Genomic DNA, 20,608 nt, shown 5'->3' on the forward strand with positions numbered 1-20,608 from the left:
CATGTATTAGGCACGCCGCCAGCGTTCGTCCTGAGCCAGGATCAAACTCTCCGAAGAAATGTTTGACTTGCTCATTTGCTTTTTTGATAGTGTGTGCTCACTTAAAATTTAACGTTGGCGCTTTGTTTTGTTCAGTTTTCAAAGAGCAATATCTTTCGGAACAGCTTATTAATAATAACATCTTCATCACTCTGAGTCAACAACTTTTTAAAACTTTTTTTAAAGTTTGTAATCCGTTTGCAACTCGTTCGTAACGACAGATATAAATATAACACCATTACGGTAACTGCGCAATACCTTTTATAAAGTTTTTTGAGATAATGTTGTTTTTCTTTCCAACCCTAGAATCCAATCAATTAAAAGACATGAAATTATAATTAAAAAACAAAAACCGAATTGAACTAACCGGGATCATGAGCTACACTCCTGAATCCCAGCCGTCCGAATTCGGCCCTGCAATCATTAATTACCTTACATTATTAGCGGTGTCTCATTAACGGGAATAACAGCACGTCACGTATAGAAGGAGAATTGGTCAATAGCATAACCAAACGGTCAACACCAATTCCCAATCCGCCAGTTGGCGGCATTCCGTATTCTAAAGCCTCCAAGAAATCTTCATCCATTTCATGAGCCTCATCATTACCTTGCTCTCGTTCTTTTAATTGTGCTTCAAAGCGTTGACGTTGATCAATAGGGTCATTAAGTTCCGTGAAGGCATTTGCATGCTCCCTACCCACAATGAATAACTCAAAACGATCGGTAAAACGGGAATCTTCCGGGTTTTTCTTTGCTAACGGAGAGATTTCCACTGGATGTCCATAAATGAATGTAGGTTGAATTAACTTATCTTCAACCTTCTGTTCAAAGAACTCATTTACAATATGACCAAATTCCATGGATTCCTTAACTTCAATTCCGTTATCTTTAGCAAGCTGTTGGGCTTCTTCTTTATTCATTTGAGTCCAGAAGTCCACACCTGTATATTCTTTTACAGCATCAACCATGTGAAGTCTTTTCCATTCCGGTTTTAACTCTATTTCATACTCCCCATACTGAATGGTAGTCGTCCCCAGAACTTCTTGTGCTATATGGGCAATCAGGTTTTCGGTTAAACTCATGATATCTTGGTAATCAGCATATGCCTCGTATAATTCAATCAATGTGAATTCCGGATTGTGTCTTGTAGATACTCCTTCATTCCTGAAAACCCGTCCTATTTCATAAACTTTCTCTAATCCGCCAACGATTAAGCGTTTTAGATGAAGCTCGATGGCAATCCTTAAATTCAAAGACATATCCAATGCATTATGATGAGTAAGGAAAGGGCGTGCAGCAGCTCCACCAGCAACAGAGTGCAATAGAGGCGTCTCTACTTCAAGGTATCCATGATCATCAAGATATCGTCTCATGGCTTGTACAATACGACTGCGCATGATCAACGTGTTTTTACTTTCCTCATTTGTAATTAAATCAACATAACGTTTCCGATAACGCTCTTCAACATCCTTTAGACCATGAAATTTATCAGGTAATGGGCGAAGCGCTTTAGCAAGGAACACATATTCTTTAGCTTTAATGGAAAGTTCCCCGACTTTCGTTTTGAAAATTACACCAGTGACCCCTACGATATCGCCCAGATCCGTTTGGTTGAAAATTTGGTAAGCATCTTCACCTATATTATCTAAACGGACGTAGATTTGGATTTGGCCGCTAATATCCTGAATATGGGCAAATCCCGCTTTCCCTTTTCCACGCTTAGTCATTACCCGGCCAGCGATCGTAACTTCAATTTCTTTTTCTTCAAGATCTTCTTTTTCTATTTCCCCATAAGCACTAACTATCTCTTGAGTGTTATGTGTGCGCTCGAATCTGCTCCCGAATGGGTCTTGTCCATTATCAATCATGGCCTGCATTTTATCGCGTCTCACTTGCAGTTGGTCATTCAATTCTTCATGACTCACGAAAATCATCTCCATCTTTATTAATAAAAGCTTTATATAATTTATCAGAAATTCTTTTGCATACGTATTTATTCTTACATAAAGTACAAGAATTCAACAGCTTTTTATCTTAAAAACTTCTTTATGTATATATAAAAACTGCCAGGTTTAATGGCAGTTTAAGATATGCGTATTATAGGAAAACAGGAAGGCGAAGTCAACATCAGACCATTTGAATGTTCATTTCCTTCGCTTCAATATCATCGACCATTCCATAAAGAAGGCTCACGACATCTTCCCTTGTTTCACAATCGTTAATCCCTTTACGTGCCTTGGCATTCCCTTTAACACCTTTTAGGTACCAAGAAGCATGCTTACGCATTTCACGGACAGCGACGTTTTCGTTTTTCAGTGCAATCAGACGATCCATATGAAGTACACAAACATCCATCTTTTCACGAACTGTAGGTTCATCCATCAGTTGACCCGTTTCTAAATATTTTACAGTCCGGTAAATCATCCACGGGTTACCTAGTGCTGCACGGCCAATCATGACACCGTCAACACCCGTTTCTTTAAGCATTCTTTCCGCATCCTGCGGAGTTTCCACATCACCGTTACCTATAAGAGGGATATTAATCGATTTCTTCACTTCACGAATGATGTCCCAGTTAGCTTTTCCTTCATACATTTGAACCCGGGTTCTCCCATGCATGGAAACGGCTTTACCACCCGCGCGTTCAACTGCCTGAGCATTTTCAATCGCAAACACATGCTCTTCATCCCAGCCAATGCGCATTTTCACGGTTACAGGCTTTTCGACAGCATCAACAACCGCGGAAACCATCTCATAAATTTTATTCGGGTCTAGAAGCCATTTCGCCCCTGCATCACATTTCGTGATTTTCGGGACAGGGCAGCCCATATTGATATCAATGATATCGGCATTTGTATTCTTATCAACGAATTGAGCAGCTTTGACCAAGGATTTCTTTTCGCCGCCAAAGATTTGCAAACTTAATGGTTTTTCTCTTTCATCTATATAAAGCATATTCAGCGTTTTGGCATTTTGAAGAACGATTCCTTTGTCACTGACCATCTCCGCACAAACTAGACCAGCACCAAATTCCTTGACCGTCAAGCGGAATGCCGAGTTACAGACTCCGGCCATCGGTGCTAGCACTACCGGATTTTTCATTTCTATATCGCCTATTTTTAACACGTGTGACCTCCTATAACATTCTTTCATTTATCCTCAGGAGGTTGAAGCTCCTCAATGGAAACATGAAGGATATCCGCCACTTCCAGTAAAAATGCCTCTGAAGGGTTTCGGTTCCCTCTTTCAACTTCCCCCAACAAGGAAACGGAAACGCCTATTTCTCTCGCAAAGCCTTCCTGTGTATAACCCTTTAACTTTCGAAAAGCGCGAATGCGCCTTCCCCATTTTTCACCTTCCATAATCGAACTCCTTCTTTATCCGGAATCTGTTCAAGCAAGTCGCTCAAAGGTGCATGCATGTGCGGAAGCCTAATATCAGGGTCCACTTCCATTAAAGGCACGATAACAAAAGCCCTCTCGTGCATACGAGGGTGCGGGACTGAAAGAATCTCTGTCTCAATATTTTCATGATTATATAACAAAATGTCAAGGTCTAAAGTACGGGGACCCCACCTAATTTCCCTTTTTCTCCCTAAATCGGTTTCGATTTTCATACAGGCGTGAAGTAATTCCTCTGGTTCTAAATCGGTTTTCACTTTAAGGACAGCATTTAAAAAACAGTCCTGGTCGGCATATCCTATCGGGTCTGTTTCATATAAAGAAGAGCAGGCCGCCAACTGGATATGCGGGTTTTCAGACAATAATTGGAAAGCCGTTCGGAAAGTATCAAGGCGATCCCCTAAGTTCGATCCTATAGAAAGGTAAGCAATATTTACCACAATCAGCGTCCCCTTACAATTTCTATAGCTACCGAGTCATAGTGCCCCGCTATAGGAGGATCTGGTTTATATACCTTCACGGTGCATGTCTCGATGGAAGAATATTTATTAAGTAGTTCAGAAGCAATTTTTTCAGCAACAGCTTCCACTAACTTAAAAGGCTCTCCCTCAACAACACTTTTACACACTTCATATAACTCGCCATAGTTGATTGAGTCTTCAAGGTTGTCACTCTTCCCAGCATTGGCTAAATCAGTCTGGACGATTAAATCCACTTTAAACCGCTGACCAAGCTTCGTTTCTTCCGGAAAAACTCCATGATAACCGTAAAACTCCATTTTATTCACATATATCTTATCCATTTCATTCACCTTTTCCTAAAAGAACATCCATCATCTTTGCAGTCCGTGCCATTTCCTTTACATCATGTACGCGAACCATTTGACAGCCTTGCTGAATGCCGTGGCAGATTGTAGCGGCAGTGCCTTCCATCCGCTCACTAGGCGGCAGGTCCAGAACATGTCCAATCATGGACTTTCTTGATGTCGCAAGCAGCACAGGATAACCTAATGATACCAGCTTATCAAGATTCCTCATCATTTCCAAATTTAACTTTAAATCTTTCGCAAATCCAATGCCTGGATCGAGAATGATGTTTTCGTCCTTGACTCCCGCATCCTTTACCAACATGATACTTTCGAATAAATCTTGAAGTACATCCCGAACAAAATGTCCATAACCCATATTATCCCTGTTATGCATCAAGATAATCGGCACCTTATATTCCGCCGCAACCTTCGCCATCAAGGAATCTGCTTTTCCTCCCCAAATATCATTTAATATATGGGCTCCTGCTTTTACTGCCTCTTCCGCAACTCTTGATTTATACGTATCGACCGATATTGGTATCTCAATATTACGGGAAATGGCCTCAATAATCGGGGCTACTCTCTCAATCTCCTCTTCATCCGATATTCTCTCATAGTTGGGACGGGTGGACTCTCCGCCTACGTCCAAAATATCCGCTCCGTCGTTGACCATCTGTTCGGCATGCTTCAAAGCAGCATCTACCCGATTATATTTCCCGCCATCCGAAAAGGAGTCCGGCGTAACATTCAAAATCCCCATAATTAAGGTTTTCTTGCTATAATCCAAATCAAATGAACCGCATGTTATTTTTGATACTTCAGCTAATGACATCCAACGTTCTCCTTCGCCTAAAGAAATCTATATATACGAGTTTACCCATTTACATAGGTATAGTGCAACCCTCCGTGAAGATTAGAAATACTTCGCAGACTTTCTACAAAAAGAAAAGCAAAGCCCATAAGGAACTTTGCTTCTCATTTAGTATCTGGTCTCACTCAAAGTTATATAATGGTGTACTCAAGTAACGTTCACCATTACTTGGTATGATAGCAAGGACCTTTTTGCCTTTTCCCAGTTTTTCAGCCACTTTAATAGCCGCAGCAATTGCGCCTCCAGAAGAAATTCCGCCAAGAATTCCTTCCTCTTTTGCTGCTCTACGGGCGTAATCGAACGATTCTTCTGTATTGACTTGAATGATTTCGTCATAGAGATCTGTATTTAAAATACTTGGAACGAAGCCTGCACCGATTCCTTGGATTTTATGGGGCCCCGGGGTCCCACCGGATAATACAGGAGAATCCGCAGGCTCAACAGCGTAAATTTTAATGTCAGGATATTTTTCACGCAGGACTTCACCAGCACCAGTAATGGTTCCGCCAGTACCGATTCCGGCAACGAATGCATCCAGACCTTCATCACCAAAGGCTTCAACAATTTCAGGGCCAGTAGTGTTACGATGAACTTCAGGGTTGGCTTCATTCTCGAATTGCTGCGGAATAAAGTAACCTTTTTCTTTAGACAGCTCAGTTGCCTTAGCGATTGCTCCCTTCATTCCTTCTGGACCAGGTGTAAGAACTAACTCTGCCCCATAAGCGCGAAGCAAGTTACGGCGTTCCAGGCTCATTGTCTCCGGCATGACCAGGATTGATTTATAGCCTTTGGCTGCCGCTACCATCGCTAGTCCTATTCCGGTATTTCCGCTTGTAGGTTCAATGATCGTATCACCTGGCTTAAGGTTACCGTTTTTTTCTGCTGCTTCGATCATCGCAAGGGCGATACGGTCTTTTACACTACTGCCTGGGTTAAAATACTCAAGTTTCAAATAAATATCTGCACTGTTTTCATTTTGAAGCTTGTTTAACTTCACAATAGGTGTTCGTCCAATTAAATCGATTACAGAATTAGCTATACGTGCCATTTTCTCCACTCCTTATCATTTCAATACCGAGTATGTTTATTGGTTTTATTAATTAAAGTTACCAGTTTTAATGGTTCATTGTCAATGATTATATACTATATTCTAAATTTTCACACAATCGATTGACCTACTTTTGTTCTTTCAATCCATAAAACCATTCTACATTAAATTCATCCCAGAAAATCTTCCCGGAGACCGGTGCCTGAATCTGTTCAAGAGCTATTTGGCGGTGAATCTTATCTTTAACTTCTTCATATTTATACTGCTTGCCCTCTATTTTTTCATGCAGATAGATAACGGCCCAACCATCTTCCGTTTGTATTGGATCACTCCACTTTTTAGCCTTCAATTTCTCGGCAGCGGTAATGTATTCCTTGGAGACTTGCTCATTATCCTGCGATATATAACCCATGTCGCCTCCCTGATTGGCAGTGAATTCATCAAGGGATTTTTCCATCGCTAAGACATTAAAGGAGACACCTTTCTCCAGTTCACGTATGATTTGGTCCGCCTGCTTTTTTGTAGACAAGGTAATATGGGAAATATGGAAAGTAGTAGGGATTCGGTAAATATCCTTATTATTATCATAGTAATTCTGCATTGCCGTTTCGGAAACCGAAACATCCTTTGTGAGGAGCTTTTCAAGGAGTAGACTAGACTGAATTTCCTGCCTCAATTGATCAGTACTTTTATTAAGAGTCTGACCGGCAGTTCCATACATTGTTTTCATCATTTTAAGTTCCCGATCGATCTCTTCATCCGAAGTTTTCACTTTGTATTTTTCCGCTGCCTGTTTCACTACCTCTTTATCGACCATTTCCTCAAGTACATCTTCCCCATACCTTTTTTCGAGTTCATTAATCCATGCTTCCCGGGAAATATCCTTGGAACCAACCTTTGCGACTGTTTCCTGCCCAATGACGGATTTTGAAATGATCAACGGTTTTATGACAAAGATTATGATGGTCAACAGGTTCAACAATGCAAGGCCGGCAATAATCGCCCGAAGCTTTTGTTTAGGCAAAACCCTTATCCCCCGTAAATTATTTTTTGGTTTCTGCTTCTAGTTCCTCGAGATCTTCCTTCGAGAATTGGTAGGTCTGATTACAAAAATGGCATTGTGCCTCCGCTTGTCCCTCTGTCTCAATAATATCCCGGATCTCATCTTGTCCAAGGCTAATCAATGCATTGGCAATTCTTTCCCTTGAACATTGACAGGAAAATGCAACATCCATTTTCTCTAAAATATTCACATTGCCCTCACCCAAAATCTCGGTTAGGATTTCTTCAGGAGTCAGACCTTTCTGGATCATCTTAGAAACAGGAGCTATTGTGCTTAGACGACTCTCGATTTTGGAAATCGTATCATCGGATGTGCCTGGCATCAATTGAATGATAAATCCACCTGCTGCAAGTATCGAATTATCTGGATTCACCAGGACCCCCACTCCTACAGAAGAAGGCACCTGTTCGGAAGTAGCGAAGTAATAAGTGAAATCTTCACCTAATTCCCCCGATACAAGCGGTACTTGACCTGAAAAATGATCACGGAGACCAATATCTTTCACTACAGTCAACACTCCGTCTGTCCCCACCGCTTTCCTGACATCCAGCTTTCCTTGTTCATTCAAATCAAAATGGGTTTGCGGGTGAGTCACATATCCGCGGACTTCTCCCTTCGCATTGCTGTCGACCAGGATGGATCCAATCGGGCCACCGCCCTCAATTTTAATCGTCAGTTTTTCTTCACCTTTTAACATTCCGCCCATCATCACACCTGCCGTCATTGCACGCCCAAGGGCAGCGGAAGCAGTAGGCCATGTATAATGACGTCGTTGAGCTTCTCCTACGGTATCAGTTGTTGAAACAGCATATGCCCGTACCTGTCCTTCATAGCCTAACGCCTTTATTAGATAATCCTTCATTTGTTATGCTCCTTCCATGCTGTATAATTACTTCTTCACTTGTTCACGATTTCGTTTATAAATCAGCTGCAATCCCTTTAAAGTTAAAAATGGCTCAACAACGTCAATCACAGTAGACTCATTAGCAATTAAGGTAGCCAGTCCGCCTGTCGCTATTACCGTTGGCTCTAGATTACTTTGCGCCTTTATTCGATTAACGATTCCTTCAACCTGTCCAACATACCCAAACAAAATACCAGCCTGCATGGCGGATACCGTATTTTTTCCAATGATTCCTTCAGGTCGGCTGATTTCTATCCTTGGAAGTTTGGCCGCTTTTGAATAAAGTGCTTCTGTAGAAATATTTATGCCCGGAGCAATGGCTCCGCCCATGTATTGTTTATCCTCATTTATGTAGCAATATGTCGTTGCCGTGCCAAAATCCACGATAATGAGAGGGCTTCCATATTCCTGAATGCCTGCAACAGCATTAACGATCCGGTCCGCTCCCACCTCACGGGGATTTTCGTATTTAATATTCAATCCAGTTTTTATTCCAGGCCCCACTATAAGCGGCTTAATGCCAAAGTATTTTTTACACATACGTTCAAGCGCAAACATAATCGGCGGAACTACCGAAGAAATAATGATTCCATCAAACTGATCAAACGAAAGACCCTCATGTTGCAGTAAAGACTTTATGACCATACCATACTCATCTTCTGTTTTATGACGGCTAGTCTCAATTCGCCAATGATATTTTAAAATATCTTCATCGTATACGCCTAATACAGTATTCGTATTCCCAACATCCAATACAAAAATCATCGTTTCATCACTCCGGTAAATTATTCTCCAACATCATACCACACTGTTATTTCCCACGCTATTAGTCGCGCTTTTCGTAAGGTAAAAAAATCCCAGCATCTTTTTCTTACGTCCCCAAAGTCATTTTTAGAGTTAGAAAAGGGTATTTCCGAGGCGGAAATACCCTTTTCTTATAGTCAACTTAAGACTTTTTATTGTCATCTTCGTTCGGGAAGGAAAGCGGCTGATCTTGAGGTGTGCCTTCTTTGATTGGAGGAGTATTCAATCCTTCCTCCGTTATTTCAAGGTCCTCAGGTCCTCTCTTATCCAATGGATCTAATAGGGCCTCTTTTTCTTCCTTCTTCGTATTGATGTTCACCTTGACATTCTCATCAGTAGTTAAATTCCCATTCAAAGCGGTATAATCCCGTTCTGGCAACTTACCGTTATGGAATAAACTTTTGATTTGTTCTGCATCAAGTGTTTCCACTTCAAGCAAGGTTTTTGCAACCAAATCAAGTTTTTCACGATTTTCAGTAAGAATCGTCTTACATCTTTCGTAAGCTTCCCTGATGATGCGTTGAATTTCAAGATCAATTTCATATGCTATTGCATCTGAGTAATTTTGATCATTGTTAAAATCGCGGCCTAGGAAGACCTGACCTTGAGAATTACCGAATTGAAGAGGTCCGAGCTTACTCATACCATATTCCATAACCATGCTTCGAGCTATGCCAGTTGCACGCTGGAAGTCATTATGCGCTCCGGTACTCACTTCTCCGAATGTAACTTCTTCGGATACTCGGCCACCCAAAAGTCCTACGATTTTATCTTTCAGTTCAGGCTCCGTCATGAAGAAACGATCTTCTTTCGGCAGCATAACTGCATATCCGCCAGCTTGACCACGAGGGACAATCGTAACTTTATGAACGACTTCGGCATCATCAAGAACCAATCCAATAATGGTATGGCCCGCTTCATGCCATGCTACAATATTCCGTTCCTTTTTGGAAATGACACGATTTTTCTTAGCAGGTCCCGCAATAACGCGATCCGAAGCTTCATCCAAATCGGACATGTCGATCTTCTTCTTATCTTGACGGGCAGCGACAAGCGCCGCTTCATTCAGTAAGTTTTCAAGATCTGCACCAGAAAATCCTGGTGTACGCTGAGCGATCGCTTTCAAATCAACCGTTTCAGCTAAAGGTTTATTACGTGCATGCACTTTCAATACTTCTTCACGGCCTTTAACATCTGGGCGGCCAACCGTAATTTGACGGTCAAAACGTCCTGGACGCAATAATGCCGGATCCAATACATCAGCACGGTTAGTCGCAGCGATGATAATGATTCCTTCATTCCCACCGAAACCATCCATTTCTACAAGTAGTTGGTTCAGTGTTTGTTCACGTTCATCGTGACCGCCACCTAGACCTGCGCCACGTTGACGACCGACTGCATCAATTTCATCGATAAAGATGATACATGGTGCATTCTTCTTAGCATTTTCAAACAAATCACGAACACGGGATGCACCGACACCTACAAACATTTCAACAAAATCAGAACCACTGATCGAGAAGAAAGGAGTACCGGCTTCACCAGCTACTGCCCGTGCAAGTAAAGTTTTACCTGTACCAGGAGGCCCGACTAAAAGTACCCCTTTAGGAATACGGGCTCCAAGCTCGGCATATTTGCGAGGATCTTTTAAGAATTCAACGACCTCGACAAGTTCCTGCTTTTCTTCGTCCGCTCCGGCAACATCATTGAAGCGTACTTTTTTCTTATCATCATTATACAATTTCGCCTTACTTTTCCCGAAGTTCATGACACGGCCACCACCGCCACCTTGAGCTTGGTTAAGTAAAAAGAAGAAGAGGATAAAAATGATTACAAATGGAATGATTGAAGTGAAAAATGTCACCCAGCCACTTGTCTTTTCTGGAGGTTCAACAGTGATGATGTCTTTACCCAACTTAGTTACGGCATCATTAATTCGACTCTGCGAATATTCACTGAAAGGTACGTACGTCACAAAGTATTTGTTTTCCTCATAACCTTTGAGCTTCCCTGTGATTTCAAACACACTGCTTTCGGGCTGCATCGTTAGTGCTGTAACGTCCCCACTCTCCAAATGTTTATAGAATTCATCTTGGGTCATTTTCTCTGTTGGTTCATTGTTATTATTAAAGATGCTTACAATCCCAATGATGACCAAAAAGATCAGTAAATAAAATATGGTATTACGGAAGATCCGATTCATCCCTTACCTCCTCCCACGGGTAAACAAACTATAGTAAATACTATCATACAAAATTAATGAATTACAATAATTTAACACCGCTGTTTTTATCTGGTCTTCTCTTTCGAACAGGAACGATTAATTCGAGTAAATTTCAGGCTTCAATATGCCAATATACGGGAGATTACGATACTTTTCTGCAAAATCAAGACCATATCCGACAACAAATGCATCAGGAACGATAAATCCGGCATAGTCAGGAGTGATATCGGCTTTCCTGCCTGTTGGTTTATCCAATAGGGTAACGATTTTAATTGATTTTGCTTTTCTATAACGGAAAAGTTCCGCAAGATAGCTAAGGGTTAAGCCGCTATCGATAATATCTTCGATGATTAAAATATCCCGGCCTTCAACGGATGTATTAAGATCTTTGATGATTTTCACTTCACCGGAAGATACAGTAGAGCTACCATAGCTTGAAACATCCATAAAGTCCATTTCAAGATGTGTATCCACGCGTTTCAGTAAATCTGACATAAATGGCATGGCGCCTTTCAGCACTCCGATAGCCAGCGGGAACTTACCTTGGTAATCAGCTTCAAGCTGCGCACCCAATTCCCTGATTTTTTTTTGTAGTTCTTCCTCAGTTATTAACACTTTTTCAATGTCGTTTTGCATGGTCATAGTAATTAATTGCCCCCCATGAAGAATTAAGCTTTTTTATATTCTAAGTAGATTAAAGATTTTTCATCAGAAATTATATCCGGCTCAACATTCGATTTCTTTAAACCAGGAAGCCAAATGGCCGTTCCAGCTTGATCGATGATGACCGGCCACACATTTCTTTCTAGCATCGGGATCTTCTCATTAATAAAAATCTCCTTCAACTTTTTAGTTCCACCTAATCCCTTGACTGCCATCCGTTCGCCTTCATTCCTGGTTCGGACTGTAAGCGGAAACTTCACAGCTGATTCGGGAAGTATAAAAGAATGATTTCCTTTAAGGACTGGAATTTCTTCTTTTATATAGTGCGCTTTAATCTTGTATCCATTCGGAAGAATAGTCTCACCGGGAATTTGTAATTTAAGGGAATATTTATGGCTTTTTTGCCGAAAAAATCTAAAAGTGCAAGTTTGATATGATTTTTCAGCAATAAGGCCCTCCGGAAGATGCAATTCTGCAGATGGTTGAGGATTTAAAAACAAAACTAAAAGTTGATCAATATGTAATGCCGAAAGCGATGAAGGTCTCTCCAAATAAAGATAGTTTAATATTAGTTGAATCGCTCTTCTTTGTAAAGGTTTAGGCATCGCGAGAACCTTATCAATCTGAATAACCGCTTGCTCCTTATCCTGATGGATCCAAACCTCGGTCATTTTGCTTGAAACCAGGTTCTGAAAAAACTCTTCATCTTCATAAAGTTCTTCACTGAATCGTTGAAAATGCTCATGAACCTTTCTATTTTCTTTCTTTAAAAATGGAAGAACTTCATGTCTAAAGCGATTTCTTACATAGTCATCTTTTTCATTGCTCGGATCAAACCTTGGTTCAATATTATGATGGCCCGCATATTCAATAATTTGGCCTTTCGTGATTTCAAGAAATGGCCTGATCAAATGACCCGTGTGAAAACGTCTTTTTATAGGAATGCCTGCTCTTGCTTTACCTGTCGCCCCTCTTGTTAAACGCATGAGCATCGTTTCGATTTGATCATCTCCATGATGTCCCAGGACAAGAGTGGAGGCTTGATACTTATCCATCATTTCTTCATAAAAAGCAAAGCGTGCCTTTCTTGACGTTATTTGTGAACTTTCCCCCGTCTGTTCCATCCGGGCAGGAACATCAATCCTTCTTCCTTCAAATGCGATGCCCCACTGTTCACATATATGCTCGACATATTTATAATCTTCATATGATTCCTCACCACGAAACATATGGTCAACACTTGCAACAATAATCTCATAATGAAAAAGTGATTGAATTTCCTTAAGGATATGGAGAAGCACCAACGAGTCCGGCCCCCCTGAAACCCCTATGAGCAACTTCGAGTTTTCCTGAATCAATTCGTTTCTATAAATGGTATTCAGAACTTTTTCCTTTAACATACAATCTTCCTTCTTTATGGACAGGTATTAGTTTATACGATTCAAACATGAAATGGTTTCAATTATTCCATGCATTCATCCATTAACTATATCATAACAACTGTTCATATATGTAAAGAACATAGAGCATCGATATTATGGCTACCAGTAAAAAGGTTTCAAAAAAGCCTCCCCTCTTATTGTTGGAATGGTTTTGGGACCTTCTGGCTTGCCTTGTTGCAGGTTGGTTTGTTGAAGGCTGCCTCGTCGCTGCCTGGCCCGGTCCCTTTTTGTTCAAATGATTTTGCTTACTTAACACAGTGACTAAATCCTCTCGCATTTGAAGGGCTGAATCATACTGCCCACGGAGTGCTTTATCCAGCATCTTTCTATATGGGTGCAATTCCTTTTTCTGTTTAATCAAGTCGTTAAGCTGTTTATACCCCTCCCCGTTCTTGTGGAAACGTTTAGGGTAGGAAGAATTGATGATAATCATCGCCACTGCGAACAAGTCATATTGCGGATCAGCCTTTCTTGATCCAAGTCCCCAGTAACCTCTGTCGAAGAACTCGGTGAATTCTTTAACAGATCGGCCAATTAAGGTGGTTCCGCCTACATCGACGCACCGCACTTTGTAGGCTGGTGAAGTCACTATCAAATTCTCAGGTTTTAAATCCCCAAACACCCAGCCATTTGTATGCAGGGCAGATAAACTGGTTAAAAGCTGAAGCATTAAGACCCCGATCCACGATGGCCCTTTCTTTTCAATGAAACGCAAAAAATCGTGTCCATGGATATATTCCATGACATAAAACGGGAGTTGCTTTCCTGCTTTGATGAAATCGTCCGCTTCCAAAAAGGAAGGTCCAAGGGTAGACCCCTGGACCTTTGAGAAGGATTTTAGGATATTCATCTCCGAAATAATGGACGTCCCATTATCACTGAGCTTTAAAGCATAATGACGATTTTCACTTTCAACCAAGTAGACGATCCCGTTCGCTCCACACCCCAATTCCTTAATTATTTTGTACTCGTTTTTATTCCATTTTCCAGTGACCAAACCGCCAGGGAGGAGGTTACATTGATTCCTCAAAGTATTGTTCATCATCATGTGATAACAATCCCCTCAATGAACGTTTTTTATTGAAATATGTTAGAGCTTCACGAATGGCTGGACCTGTCGGAGTAAGTCCCCCTGTACTAAGCTTAGGAAAAGTTGCCGTCAAGGCTTCAAGGTTCGGCGTCCAATCCAACAACTTTTCCACATCATTTCTTTTCCCAGGAAATACGAATACTGAAAAACGGCTGTCACCCATTCTTGCATTCATACTAAGGGAAAGATCTAATAAGGAATCTTTTACAGTAGGCAATTTATGTTTCATGCTTGCACTGGTATCAACAAGTATCAGTACTTCGAGCTTGCTTGTTTCCCCAAGCTCATCGACCACCTCCATTACCTCTCCACGTTTTTCCGGCGGAAGATCCTCCATCGTTCTTGAATCTCCCAGTATTTGTTGAAGTTCACGATTGATAACTCCCTGTATAGTTTGGGTCATCGCCTTTTGGGTCACCATTTGGACGGTTTGGGACAACTGCTGGGCATAGACTATTTGACTTACGCCACCTCCTGAACCAGCAATTTTCTCGATTTCCTTAAGTCCCTTTTCATCTATCACATCATTCTCCATTACACCTATTACATTGATGGTTATGCCTTGCTCCCTTGCTAATTCAGCCATGGCAGAGGGCTCCTCACCATGATTTGAACATCCGTCGGTTATAAGCAAAATCTGCCTTAATGTTCCTGCTTTCATGTTTTGCTCTCCCTTCCTTTCAATCTGTTACCATAATTGACTAAAAAGGGGGAAATTATACGCCAAAGGCTTACGCAATCAATTCACATTCATGGAGTGGATTCATTAAATTTTTCTAAAGTCCATCTTTTTACCTTTTACCCGTCTACCAACACACCACCTCGTTTTTAGTTTTATTTATTTTATATATATGAACGGCCCCTACTGGGCCTTTTTACGTTTTGGAGAAACGGGAATGGATGCCCATTTCGGTGTATTATGTTTAATTTTGGACGTTACCACTGTCATATCATCATCTATTATCCCTTTTGTTCGGATGACCTCTTCCAATATTAAATCTGAAATTTCCTGCGGATCTTCTGTCTCCATTTCCTTGATCTTTCGTTTAAGCCAGAACTCGATATTTTCGACATGGGAGGGACCATCGAACACTCCATCGCTCATCATGATTAATATATCCCCTGCCTTCAGCTCTTCTGAAACAACATCAACATCGAAATCCTGGATAATTCCCATAGGCAGGTTACTCGACTCAATTTTTATTATCCTATCACCCCTTTTAATGAAACTCGGTATCGAACAGATTTTTAAAAACTTAGCCTTTGCGTCCTGAAGATCAATCATTGCCAAATCAAGAGTTGAAAATATTTCATCGGTAGTGCGTAGAGATAATACGGAGTTTACGGATTTAATGGCTATTTTTTCTTCTATTCCCGATTGTAAAAATTTTTGAAGCAGCTTTAATGTCTCTGTACTTTCAAAATGGGCCCTTTCCCCATTTCCCATACCATCACTAATGGCTATTGCGAATTTACCGCAACCAATTTCCATGGTCGTATAACTATCTCCTGAAACAAGCCCTCCCCCCTTGGCAGCATGAGCTACACCCGTTTCGACCGTGAATTTTTTTGCTGACCTAAATATCACCTCACATTGCCCGTTTGGATATGTTGCACACTCTTCTGAATGAACGACTATCGTTTCCCCTAGAATGTCCGAAAGCATAGGGGCTATCAACTTTTCACATTCCCCTCTGCCCTGACAGTATGGGACACTCATTTCTATATCAACATTTCCTTGTTCTAGACTGTATATTTCAACATGGCCTATATGGAGGCCAAAATCCTGGATGGCCTCCATGATGGATTCTTCATGTACATGATGATTTTTCCTTTCCCTTTGAATTTCTTTCGCAAAATCATCCATTACTGCAGAAACGCCCCTCAGCTGATCCGCCACTAGTTTCCGGCTTTCTTTCACCTGCCTTTTTAACTTTTGGTTTGCTTCAAAATAAGTAAGTTCCTGTGATATCGCCCCAATGACCTGTGGTCCGCGGCTGCAATATTTCCCCCATTCTTTCGAAGTCTTTTGAGGGAGCTGTCCATCATTTTCACTTAATTGAATCATAATTTCCTGCATACCGTCATAGGTTGTATTGAAGTTCTTGGACCAGCATTGTTCCTTTTTAAAACAGAGCTGGCACGTCTTTTCCGTTACATTACTCAAGAAGTAATCGAATTCTTTCTCATCTTCCTCCAATCTCCCCCTTTCATCCACTTGGGAAAAGCTATTTGAAAGCGCCTCAAATACATGTGAGAATTGCTCCACCCTTTGAGCCGTAACATCCCTCACTTTCCGGGCATACTGCTGCTGTTCATCAGAATTCTCGACTGTTCCCGGTATGTGTTTCGCTATTTTGTTGATTATGGATGACGGTGTTAATATAAATAAAGCCACAGCTACAAGTGATTCATAAAGGGTCACCATAATATTATTGGTGCCCTCACCATATAAACCTATCAGTAACGTAGCAATTAAGAGGCCTACAGCGACCCCTATCTTCCTTCCCTCCTTCAACAACCCGCCCAGAAGTCCGGAAAAAGCGAGAAGGCTCATTTGATAAAGACTGGCAATGCTTGCCAAACTGAATATCAATCCAGTAACTACACCTACAGTGGAGCCTATGGCGGCCCCTCCCGCCAGCCCAAAGAGGAGGACCAGGTATCGTGAGAATATATGGTCGAGTGATAAATCGTATATCATCCAGCCTATGGTTCCAGTCATTACCGAAGCCAATAAGATGATGAGGCTTACGATTTCCTCCGTCTTTAATGATTGGGACTTTGTCCGTATGGTTAGCAGCGGGATGGACTGTATGAAGATTAAGGTTAAAATCATGGCGAGTCCCGCTTCCACTCCTATCATCATTAAGTCGTACAGCTGAATCGTTCGAAATACCAGATATTGCTCGGCCAGGTTGACCAGGAATAGTGAAGCAAAGACGTACATCGACATCGTTTTGAATTGCCCTTCAACGGCGGGCTTCTTGATCTTATGAAATAACAGAAGCAGGAACGCCGATGCAAAGATGACCAAACTATTGGAATAATGAACGGTGAGCCCGCCTGCAATCAATCCGAATAAAGCTAGTGGAGCCCTGTCACGCCTCATGAGAAAAACTGCTGCAAAAAACGGAAGTCCAAATGGTGCCAACTGAGAAAGAATTAATGCCCGTCCTAATAAAAAACCGATAATGGCTAAAGAGATACCTTTCTTTATGAATATATCTTCCGTCTTCGTTTGCAGTTGTTGGATCCAGTTGATGGCCCCTGCCTTCGCTTCCTTTAACTGAACATCTCCAAGAGGTTCCATCATAGGTCTTTCCACTTTTTCCATTTCAACACCCCATTCATATTAGTGATTTTTATTATAAAGAGGGCTTGTTTATTTTTTTGTCAGAATTTTATAAGCGGATAAGAAAAACGTTCGACGAAATTCTTCTTGAACAATCATTTGTATACAGGTTTTTGTACCTTTTTTTTCAATACAGAAACAGGCGTTCTTTTTTTTTTGAAGAAAAGCAAAGTTTTTAGGTTATTTTTGTGGAAAATAACACGAATAAATAATAAGGAAATGGAAACCGACAAACTTTATTTTTTTGTTGACATTTCCCCTTCACGAATGTAAGATATAACTTGTGCTTCAGTAGCACTTACCATTATGGCGGCGTAGCTCAGCTGGCTAGAGCGTACGGTTCATACCCGTGAGGTCGGGGGTTCGATCCCCTCTGCCGCTATCTTTTTCTATTAAAATCACGGCCCGTTGGTCAAGCGGTTAAGACACCGCCCTTTCACGGCGGTAACACGGGTTCGAATCCCGTACGGGTCATCATATACACCGAAAGCGCCCCTGTACACTTATCCGAATAAGTGTACAGAGGCGCTTTTTATTGTCGTTTGAAGGTTTTATTACCATAAGTAAAGCCTTATATAATTAAAAGAAGACAAGCCAGCAAGCTTGCCTTTATCTACACTATGAATAATTTCACAGGAAAAGTAGCTAAACTATTACTTTCAGCAGCAGTTTTTATCCGCGTCTTCCTCCTCGACCTCCCCGTTTCGTTTCGGTGCTACGTTTAAGGGTCGTTAAGCGGTCTTCACTATCTTTTAAGAATTTAGCCATTTTTTGCTCAAAGTTTTCCTTGGGTTGGAAACTGTTACCTTTCGAGCGGAAGTCTTTGGAACGGCTGTCATTCCCTCTTCCTTGGCGCGGACGTGGTGTGTATGCAGGTTTTTGCTCAGCTTCAGGACGGTCTATCGCTTTTTTTATGGACAAGCCAATCTTGCCATCTTTCACATTGATGACTTTCACCTCGACTGTATCGCCCACTTTTAAATGATCATTAATATCTTTGACATAGTTATCAGCCACTTCACTGATATGGACAAGACCGGTTGAACCTTGAGGGAGCTCTACAAATGCACCAAAATTAGTTATGCCTGTTACTTTACCTTGTAACTTGCTGCCTACTTCGATTGACATAAAAAAAATGTTCCTCCTTAGAAATGTTAAAAAATCTCTTCACTCTATATTATAACGAAAGTAAAAAAACAGTGTCAATATTAGTCACTATCTTCCTTCCCTTTTGGAAGGGTAAAAATGATTTCACCTTTTTCAGATAAGAAATAATCCCGTCTGGCTATTTTCGCTATATAGTCATCGTCATTAAGCTTTACGATTTCTTCTTTAAGAAGGGTCTCGTCCTTTTCCAATTTAGCTAACTTTCCCTTCAATTCTTTCTTCTGTTGAATTTTCTCATCAAGTGCAACATTTTGCGTTAGAAGGGTGGGAACAGCCAAAATCAAAAAGACAGCGGCGAAAACTGAGTAAAGTGTCAATCTACGCATTAGACCACGCTTCTTTTTTTCTACTGTTTGTACTTTTTTCTCTTGTTGAGCGACGTAGGGATTTTCTATTTTTGCCACTTTCCTTTTACCAAGGCTACTCATGTATTATCGCTCCTCATTTCTTTTTAGTTCTCCATCTATTTAGCGTTCTATTTATAGAATTCTTTATTTTCAATAAAATCCCTTTTCCTTTATTATAAAACTTCCCGACGTTTTTCGTAACAAAAACCGGCAATAAATTCCATATATAGGTCAGAATCCATTTTAATGGCCTCCAGAAAATATTTAAAATAAAGAGAAGTATTTTCCCCGCCCATTTTAGTAATGCTAAAACGAACTTACCTATCCCGATAATAATGGCTATTACAGATACTATTAACCATTTTATCGGAAGAAATATCAGCATTTGAACCGCATCAGTTATAAATCTCGCCAACTTTATCACCAGTATTATCAAAAGCTCTAAAAAACGTTGATAGAACCCTTTGAAAAGTGCTTGATAAGCTGAAAAACCACATAATAAGGCCAAAAATAAATAGAGGCGAAATTCTCCCTCATTCACTAAAAACAAAACATAAAAAATAAGGAGACCCTGAATGATCCAGAAAAGGAAATCATGGATGAATACAATCCACCTTTTCCTTTCTGAACGCTTCAGGAACCGGCTATACGTATCCAGGGCAGCCCCAAAGGCACTGCCCATGCCTATCATCGCAAGCAACGTATAAAATTGGGTCGTTAAGGTCATTTGAACAATTTGCCAAAGAAGCCTTTAGCTTTCTCCCCTGATTGCTCATCTAAATAAACGAGGTCGAAAATCTTTCCCTTAATGGAAACGATGCCCTTATCAACGTCTAAATTCTTCATTTGCAAGTTTTGGCCCCGGATAGATAAGAATCCCATTGAAGTTTCTAGCAAAAACTCTTCATTATCAAAGCTTTCCACTTGTTTGACACCGGTAATATCAAGTAAACGGCGGCCTTTCATCGTTACATCATGCTCTTGGATCGTTCCCTTTGTGTAACCAGCATTCGGATCAATATATTGGCTCATTTTTTCATCCCTCACAGTACCACTGATTTTGTACAAGTGTATGTCCGTAAGAAGGGAATTAGAACCAAGCCTGTCCTTACTCCTCTGCTAGCTTCTCTTCCTTTATGATGGAATACATATCTGCAGCCGCTTCTTTTTTCGTCGTTTCTTGAATTTTATCGACTCGCACAGTAACCAGCTTTTGACCGAATCGTACAGTTAATTCATCACCATCTTTAACACTCGAACTTGCTTTTGCCTGTTGTCCGTTAATCGTGATTCTCCCTTTATCCGCAACTTCCTTCGCAAGTGTGCGGCGTTTGATCAACCTTGAAACTTTTAGGAATTTATCCAATCTCATCGACATTCAA

Annotated in this window: 22 protein-coding genes and 2 tRNA genes; 3 read left to right on the forward strand and 21 right to left on the reverse strand. The window is 40.9% G+C overall.

Annotation, left to right across the window (positions count from 1 at the left end):
• Positions 1–254, forward strand: a 254-nt coding sequence (locus tag ACFX4L_RS15855) for a hypothetical protein (protein ID WP_377405618.1), incomplete at its 5' end; no start/stop codon positions are given.
• A gap of 225 nt (positions 255–479) precedes the next feature.
• Here ACFX4L_RS15855 and lysS read toward each other — a convergent pair.
• The 16 genes from lysS to spoIIE all read right to left on the reverse strand — a co-directional run bounded on the left by lysS (position 480) and on the right by spoIIE (position 17,694).
• Positions 480–1,979: a lysine--tRNA ligase gene (gene lysS / locus ACFX4L_RS15860; protein WP_377405620.1), complete on the reverse strand. Its 1,500-nt coding sequence runs from the start codon at positions 1,977–1,979 to the stop codon at positions 480–482.
• A gap of 187 nt (positions 1,980–2,166) precedes the next feature.
• Positions 2,167–3,165, reverse strand: coding sequence for a tRNA dihydrouridine synthase DusB (gene dusB / locus ACFX4L_RS15865; protein ID WP_061440353.1), 999 nt, complete (start codon positions 3,163–3,165; stop codon positions 2,167–2,169).
• Positions 3,166–3,188: 23 nt separating this feature from the next.
• The gene (locus tag ACFX4L_RS15870) at positions 3,189–3,401 is read right to left on the reverse strand and encodes a helix-turn-helix domain-containing protein (RefSeq protein ID WP_061440352.1); all 213 of its coding nucleotides are present in this window, start codon (positions 3,399–3,401) and stop codon (positions 3,189–3,191) included.
• Complete coding sequence (folK, locus tag ACFX4L_RS15875; RefSeq protein ID WP_289336741.1) at positions 3,353–3,880, reverse strand: 2-amino-4-hydroxy-6-hydroxymethyldihydropteridine diphosphokinase; 528 nt, start codon at positions 3,878–3,880, stop codon at positions 3,353–3,355. Before folK ends, ACFX4L_RS15870 begins: the two co-directional genes overlap by 49 nt.
• 2 nt (positions 3,881–3,882) lie before the next feature.
• Positions 3,883–4,242, reverse strand: a complete 360-nt coding sequence (gene folB, locus ACFX4L_RS15880) for a dihydroneopterin aldolase (RefSeq protein ID WP_061440350.1) — start codon at positions 4,240–4,242, stop codon at positions 3,883–3,885.
• A gap of 1 nt (position 4,243) precedes the next feature.
• Positions 4,244–5,080: a dihydropteroate synthase gene (folP, locus tag ACFX4L_RS15885; protein ID WP_089364288.1), complete on the reverse strand. Its 837-nt coding sequence runs from the start codon at positions 5,078–5,080 to the stop codon at positions 4,244–4,246.
• A gap of 160 nt (positions 5,081–5,240) precedes the next feature.
• Positions 5,241–6,167: a cysteine synthase A gene (gene cysK, locus ACFX4L_RS15890; RefSeq protein WP_377405622.1), complete on the reverse strand. Its 927-nt coding sequence runs from the start codon at positions 6,165–6,167 to the stop codon at positions 5,241–5,243.
• A 127-nt stretch (positions 6,168–6,294) separates the two neighbouring features.
• Positions 6,295–7,191 (reverse strand): peptidyl-prolyl cis-trans isomerase, encoded by an 897-nt coding sequence (locus tag ACFX4L_RS15895; protein WP_377385005.1) that lies wholly within the window; start codon positions 7,189–7,191, stop codon positions 6,295–6,297.
• Between the two features lie 19 nt (positions 7,192–7,210).
• Positions 7,211–8,092: an Hsp33 family molecular chaperone HslO gene (gene hslO, locus ACFX4L_RS15900; RefSeq protein WP_061440346.1), complete on the reverse strand. Its 882-nt coding sequence runs from the start codon at positions 8,090–8,092 to the stop codon at positions 7,211–7,213.
• A 27-nt stretch (positions 8,093–8,119) separates the two neighbouring features.
• Positions 8,120–8,899 carry a type III pantothenate kinase gene (locus tag ACFX4L_RS15905; protein WP_061440345.1) on the reverse strand — a complete coding sequence of 260 codons (780 nt, stop codon included), beginning with the start codon at positions 8,897–8,899 and terminating at the stop codon, positions 8,120–8,122.
• Positions 8,900–9,080: 181 nt separating this feature from the next.
• Positions 9,081–11,141, reverse strand: coding sequence for an ATP-dependent zinc metalloprotease FtsH (gene ftsH / locus ACFX4L_RS15910; RefSeq protein ID WP_081108653.1), 2,061 nt, complete (start codon positions 11,139–11,141; stop codon positions 9,081–9,083).
• A gap of 117 nt (positions 11,142–11,258) precedes the next feature.
• On the reverse strand, positions 11,259–11,798 hold the full coding sequence (hpt, locus tag ACFX4L_RS15915) for a hypoxanthine phosphoribosyltransferase (protein WP_061465930.1): 540 nt from the start codon (positions 11,796–11,798) through the stop codon (positions 11,259–11,261).
• A 32-nt stretch (positions 11,799–11,830) separates the two neighbouring features.
• On the reverse strand, positions 11,831–13,225 hold the full coding sequence (tilS, locus tag ACFX4L_RS15920; protein ID WP_377385008.1) for a tRNA lysidine(34) synthetase TilS: 1,395 nt from the start codon (positions 13,223–13,225) through the stop codon (positions 11,831–11,833).
• A 91-nt stretch (positions 13,226–13,316) separates the two neighbouring features.
• The gene (locus tag ACFX4L_RS15925; protein ID WP_317778844.1) at positions 13,317–14,315 is read right to left on the reverse strand and encodes a protein kinase domain-containing protein; all 999 of its coding nucleotides are present in this window, start codon (positions 14,313–14,315) and stop codon (positions 13,317–13,319) included.
• Positions 14,281–15,018, reverse strand: coding sequence for a VWA domain-containing protein (locus ACFX4L_RS15930; protein ID WP_089364284.1), 738 nt, complete (start codon positions 15,016–15,018; stop codon positions 14,281–14,283). The genes ACFX4L_RS15925 and ACFX4L_RS15930 overlap by 35 nt, the downstream gene beginning before the upstream one ends.
• A gap of 201 nt (positions 15,019–15,219) precedes the next feature.
• On the reverse strand, positions 15,220–17,694 hold the full coding sequence (gene spoIIE / locus ACFX4L_RS15935; protein WP_061440342.1) for a stage II sporulation protein E: 2,475 nt from the start codon (positions 17,692–17,694) through the stop codon (positions 15,220–15,222).
• 326 nt (positions 17,695–18,020) lie between these two features.
• On the opposite strand from spoIIE, the gene ACFX4L_RS15940 reads away from it, so the two are divergent.
• Both ACFX4L_RS15940 and ACFX4L_RS15945 read left to right on the forward strand, forming a co-directional pair.
• Positions 18,021–18,094, forward strand: a tRNA-Met gene (locus ACFX4L_RS15940).
• A 20-nt stretch (positions 18,095–18,114) separates the two neighbouring features.
• Positions 18,115–18,186, forward strand: a tRNA-Glu gene (locus tag ACFX4L_RS15945).
• A gap of 198 nt (positions 18,187–18,384) precedes the next feature.
• Here ACFX4L_RS15945 and ACFX4L_RS15950 read toward each other — a convergent pair.
• From ACFX4L_RS15950 to ACFX4L_RS15970, 5 genes are all read right to left on the reverse strand, one after another.
• The gene (locus tag ACFX4L_RS15950; RefSeq protein ID WP_061440341.1) at positions 18,385–18,840 is read right to left on the reverse strand and encodes a S1 domain-containing RNA-binding protein; all 456 of its coding nucleotides are present in this window, start codon (positions 18,838–18,840) and stop codon (positions 18,385–18,387) included.
• 80 nt (positions 18,841–18,920) lie between these two features.
• Positions 18,921–19,307 (reverse strand): FtsB family cell division protein, encoded by a 387-nt coding sequence (locus ACFX4L_RS15955; RefSeq protein WP_061440340.1) that lies wholly within the window; start codon positions 19,305–19,307, stop codon positions 18,921–18,923.
• A 13-nt stretch (positions 19,308–19,320) separates the two neighbouring features.
• Complete coding sequence (yabQ, locus tag ACFX4L_RS15960) at positions 19,321–19,953, reverse strand: spore cortex biosynthesis protein YabQ (RefSeq protein ID WP_284469088.1); 633 nt, start codon at positions 19,951–19,953, stop codon at positions 19,321–19,323.
• Positions 19,950–20,258, reverse strand: coding sequence for a sporulation protein YabP (yabP, locus tag ACFX4L_RS15965; protein WP_053348985.1), 309 nt, complete (start codon positions 20,256–20,258; stop codon positions 19,950–19,952). The genes yabQ and yabP overlap by 4 nt, the downstream gene beginning before the upstream one ends.
• A gap of 76 nt (positions 20,259–20,334) precedes the next feature.
• The gene (locus tag ACFX4L_RS15970; RefSeq protein ID WP_061465928.1) at positions 20,335–20,598 is read right to left on the reverse strand and encodes an RNA-binding S4 domain-containing protein; all 264 of its coding nucleotides are present in this window, start codon (positions 20,596–20,598) and stop codon (positions 20,335–20,337) included.
• Positions 20,599–20,608 lie beyond the last annotated feature (10 nt).

Origin of the sequence: Peribacillus sp. YIM B13482 (assembly GCF_042787975.1) — a bacterium.
GTDB lineage: Bacteria > Bacillota > Bacilli > Bacillales > DSM-1321 > Peribacillus > Peribacillus simplex_A.

What these genes read in the sequence shown, in the direction of transcription:
- lysS (WP_377405620.1), bottom strand. Translation starts at nt 1,979, where the DNA reads ATGGAGATGATTTTCGTGAGTCATGAAGAATTGAATGACCAACTGCAA.
- ACFX4L_RS15870 (WP_061440352.1), bottom strand. Translation starts at nt 3,401, where the DNA reads ATGGAAGGTGAAAAATGGGGAAGGCGCATTCGCGCTTTTCGAAAGTTA.
- folB (WP_061440350.1), bottom strand. Translation starts at nt 4,242, where the DNA reads ATGGATAAGATATATGTGAATAAAATGGAGTTTTACGGTTATCATGGA.
- folP (WP_089364288.1), bottom strand. Translation starts at nt 5,080, where the DNA reads ATGTCATTAGCTGAAGTATCAAAAATAACATGCGGTTCATTTGATTTG.
- cysK (WP_377405622.1), bottom strand. Translation starts at nt 6,167, where the DNA reads ATGGCACGTATAGCTAATTCTGTAATCGATTTAATTGGACGAACACCT.
- hslO (WP_061440346.1), bottom strand. Translation starts at nt 8,092, where the DNA reads ATGAAGGATTATCTAATAAAGGCGTTAGGCTATGAAGGACAGGTACGG.
- ACFX4L_RS15905 (WP_061440345.1), bottom strand. Translation starts at nt 8,899, where the DNA reads ATGATTTTTGTATTGGATGTTGGGAATACGAATACTGTATTAGGCGTA.
- ftsH (WP_081108653.1), bottom strand. Translation starts at nt 11,141, where the DNA reads ATGAATCGGATCTTCCGTAATACCATATTTTATTTACTGATCTTTTTG.
- hpt (WP_061465930.1), bottom strand. Translation starts at nt 11,798, where the DNA reads ATGCAAAACGACATTGAAAAAGTGTTAATAACTGAGGAAGAACTACAA.
- tilS (WP_377385008.1), bottom strand. Translation starts at nt 13,225, where the DNA reads ATGTTAAAGGAAAAAGTTCTGAATACCATTTATAGAAACGAATTGATT.
- ACFX4L_RS15925 (WP_317778844.1), bottom strand. Translation starts at nt 14,315, where the DNA reads ATGATGATGAACAATACTTTGAGGAATCAATGTAACCTCCTCCCTGGC.
- ACFX4L_RS15930 (WP_089364284.1), bottom strand. Translation starts at nt 15,018, where the DNA reads ATGAAAGCAGGAACATTAAGGCAGATTTTGCTTATAACCGACGGATGT.
- spoIIE (WP_061440342.1), bottom strand. Translation starts at nt 17,694, where the DNA reads ATGGAAAAAGTGGAAAGACCTATGATGGAACCTCTTGGAGATGTTCAG.
- ACFX4L_RS15950 (WP_061440341.1), bottom strand. Translation starts at nt 18,840, where the DNA reads ATGTCAATCGAAGTAGGCAGCAAGTTACAAGGTAAAGTAACAGGCATA.
- ACFX4L_RS15955 (WP_061440340.1), bottom strand. Translation starts at nt 19,307, where the DNA reads ATGAGTAGCCTTGGTAAAAGGAAAGTGGCAAAAATAGAAAATCCCTAC.
- yabQ (WP_284469088.1), bottom strand. Translation starts at nt 19,953, where the DNA reads ATGACCTTAACGACCCAATTTTATACGTTGCTTGCGATGATAGGCATG.
- yabP (WP_053348985.1), bottom strand. Translation starts at nt 20,258, where the DNA reads ATGAGCCAATATATTGATCCGAATGCTGGTTACACAAAGGGAACGATC.
- ACFX4L_RS15970 (WP_061465928.1), bottom strand. Translation starts at nt 20,598, where the DNA reads ATGAGATTGGATAAATTCCTAAAAGTTTCAAGGTTGATCAAACGCCGC.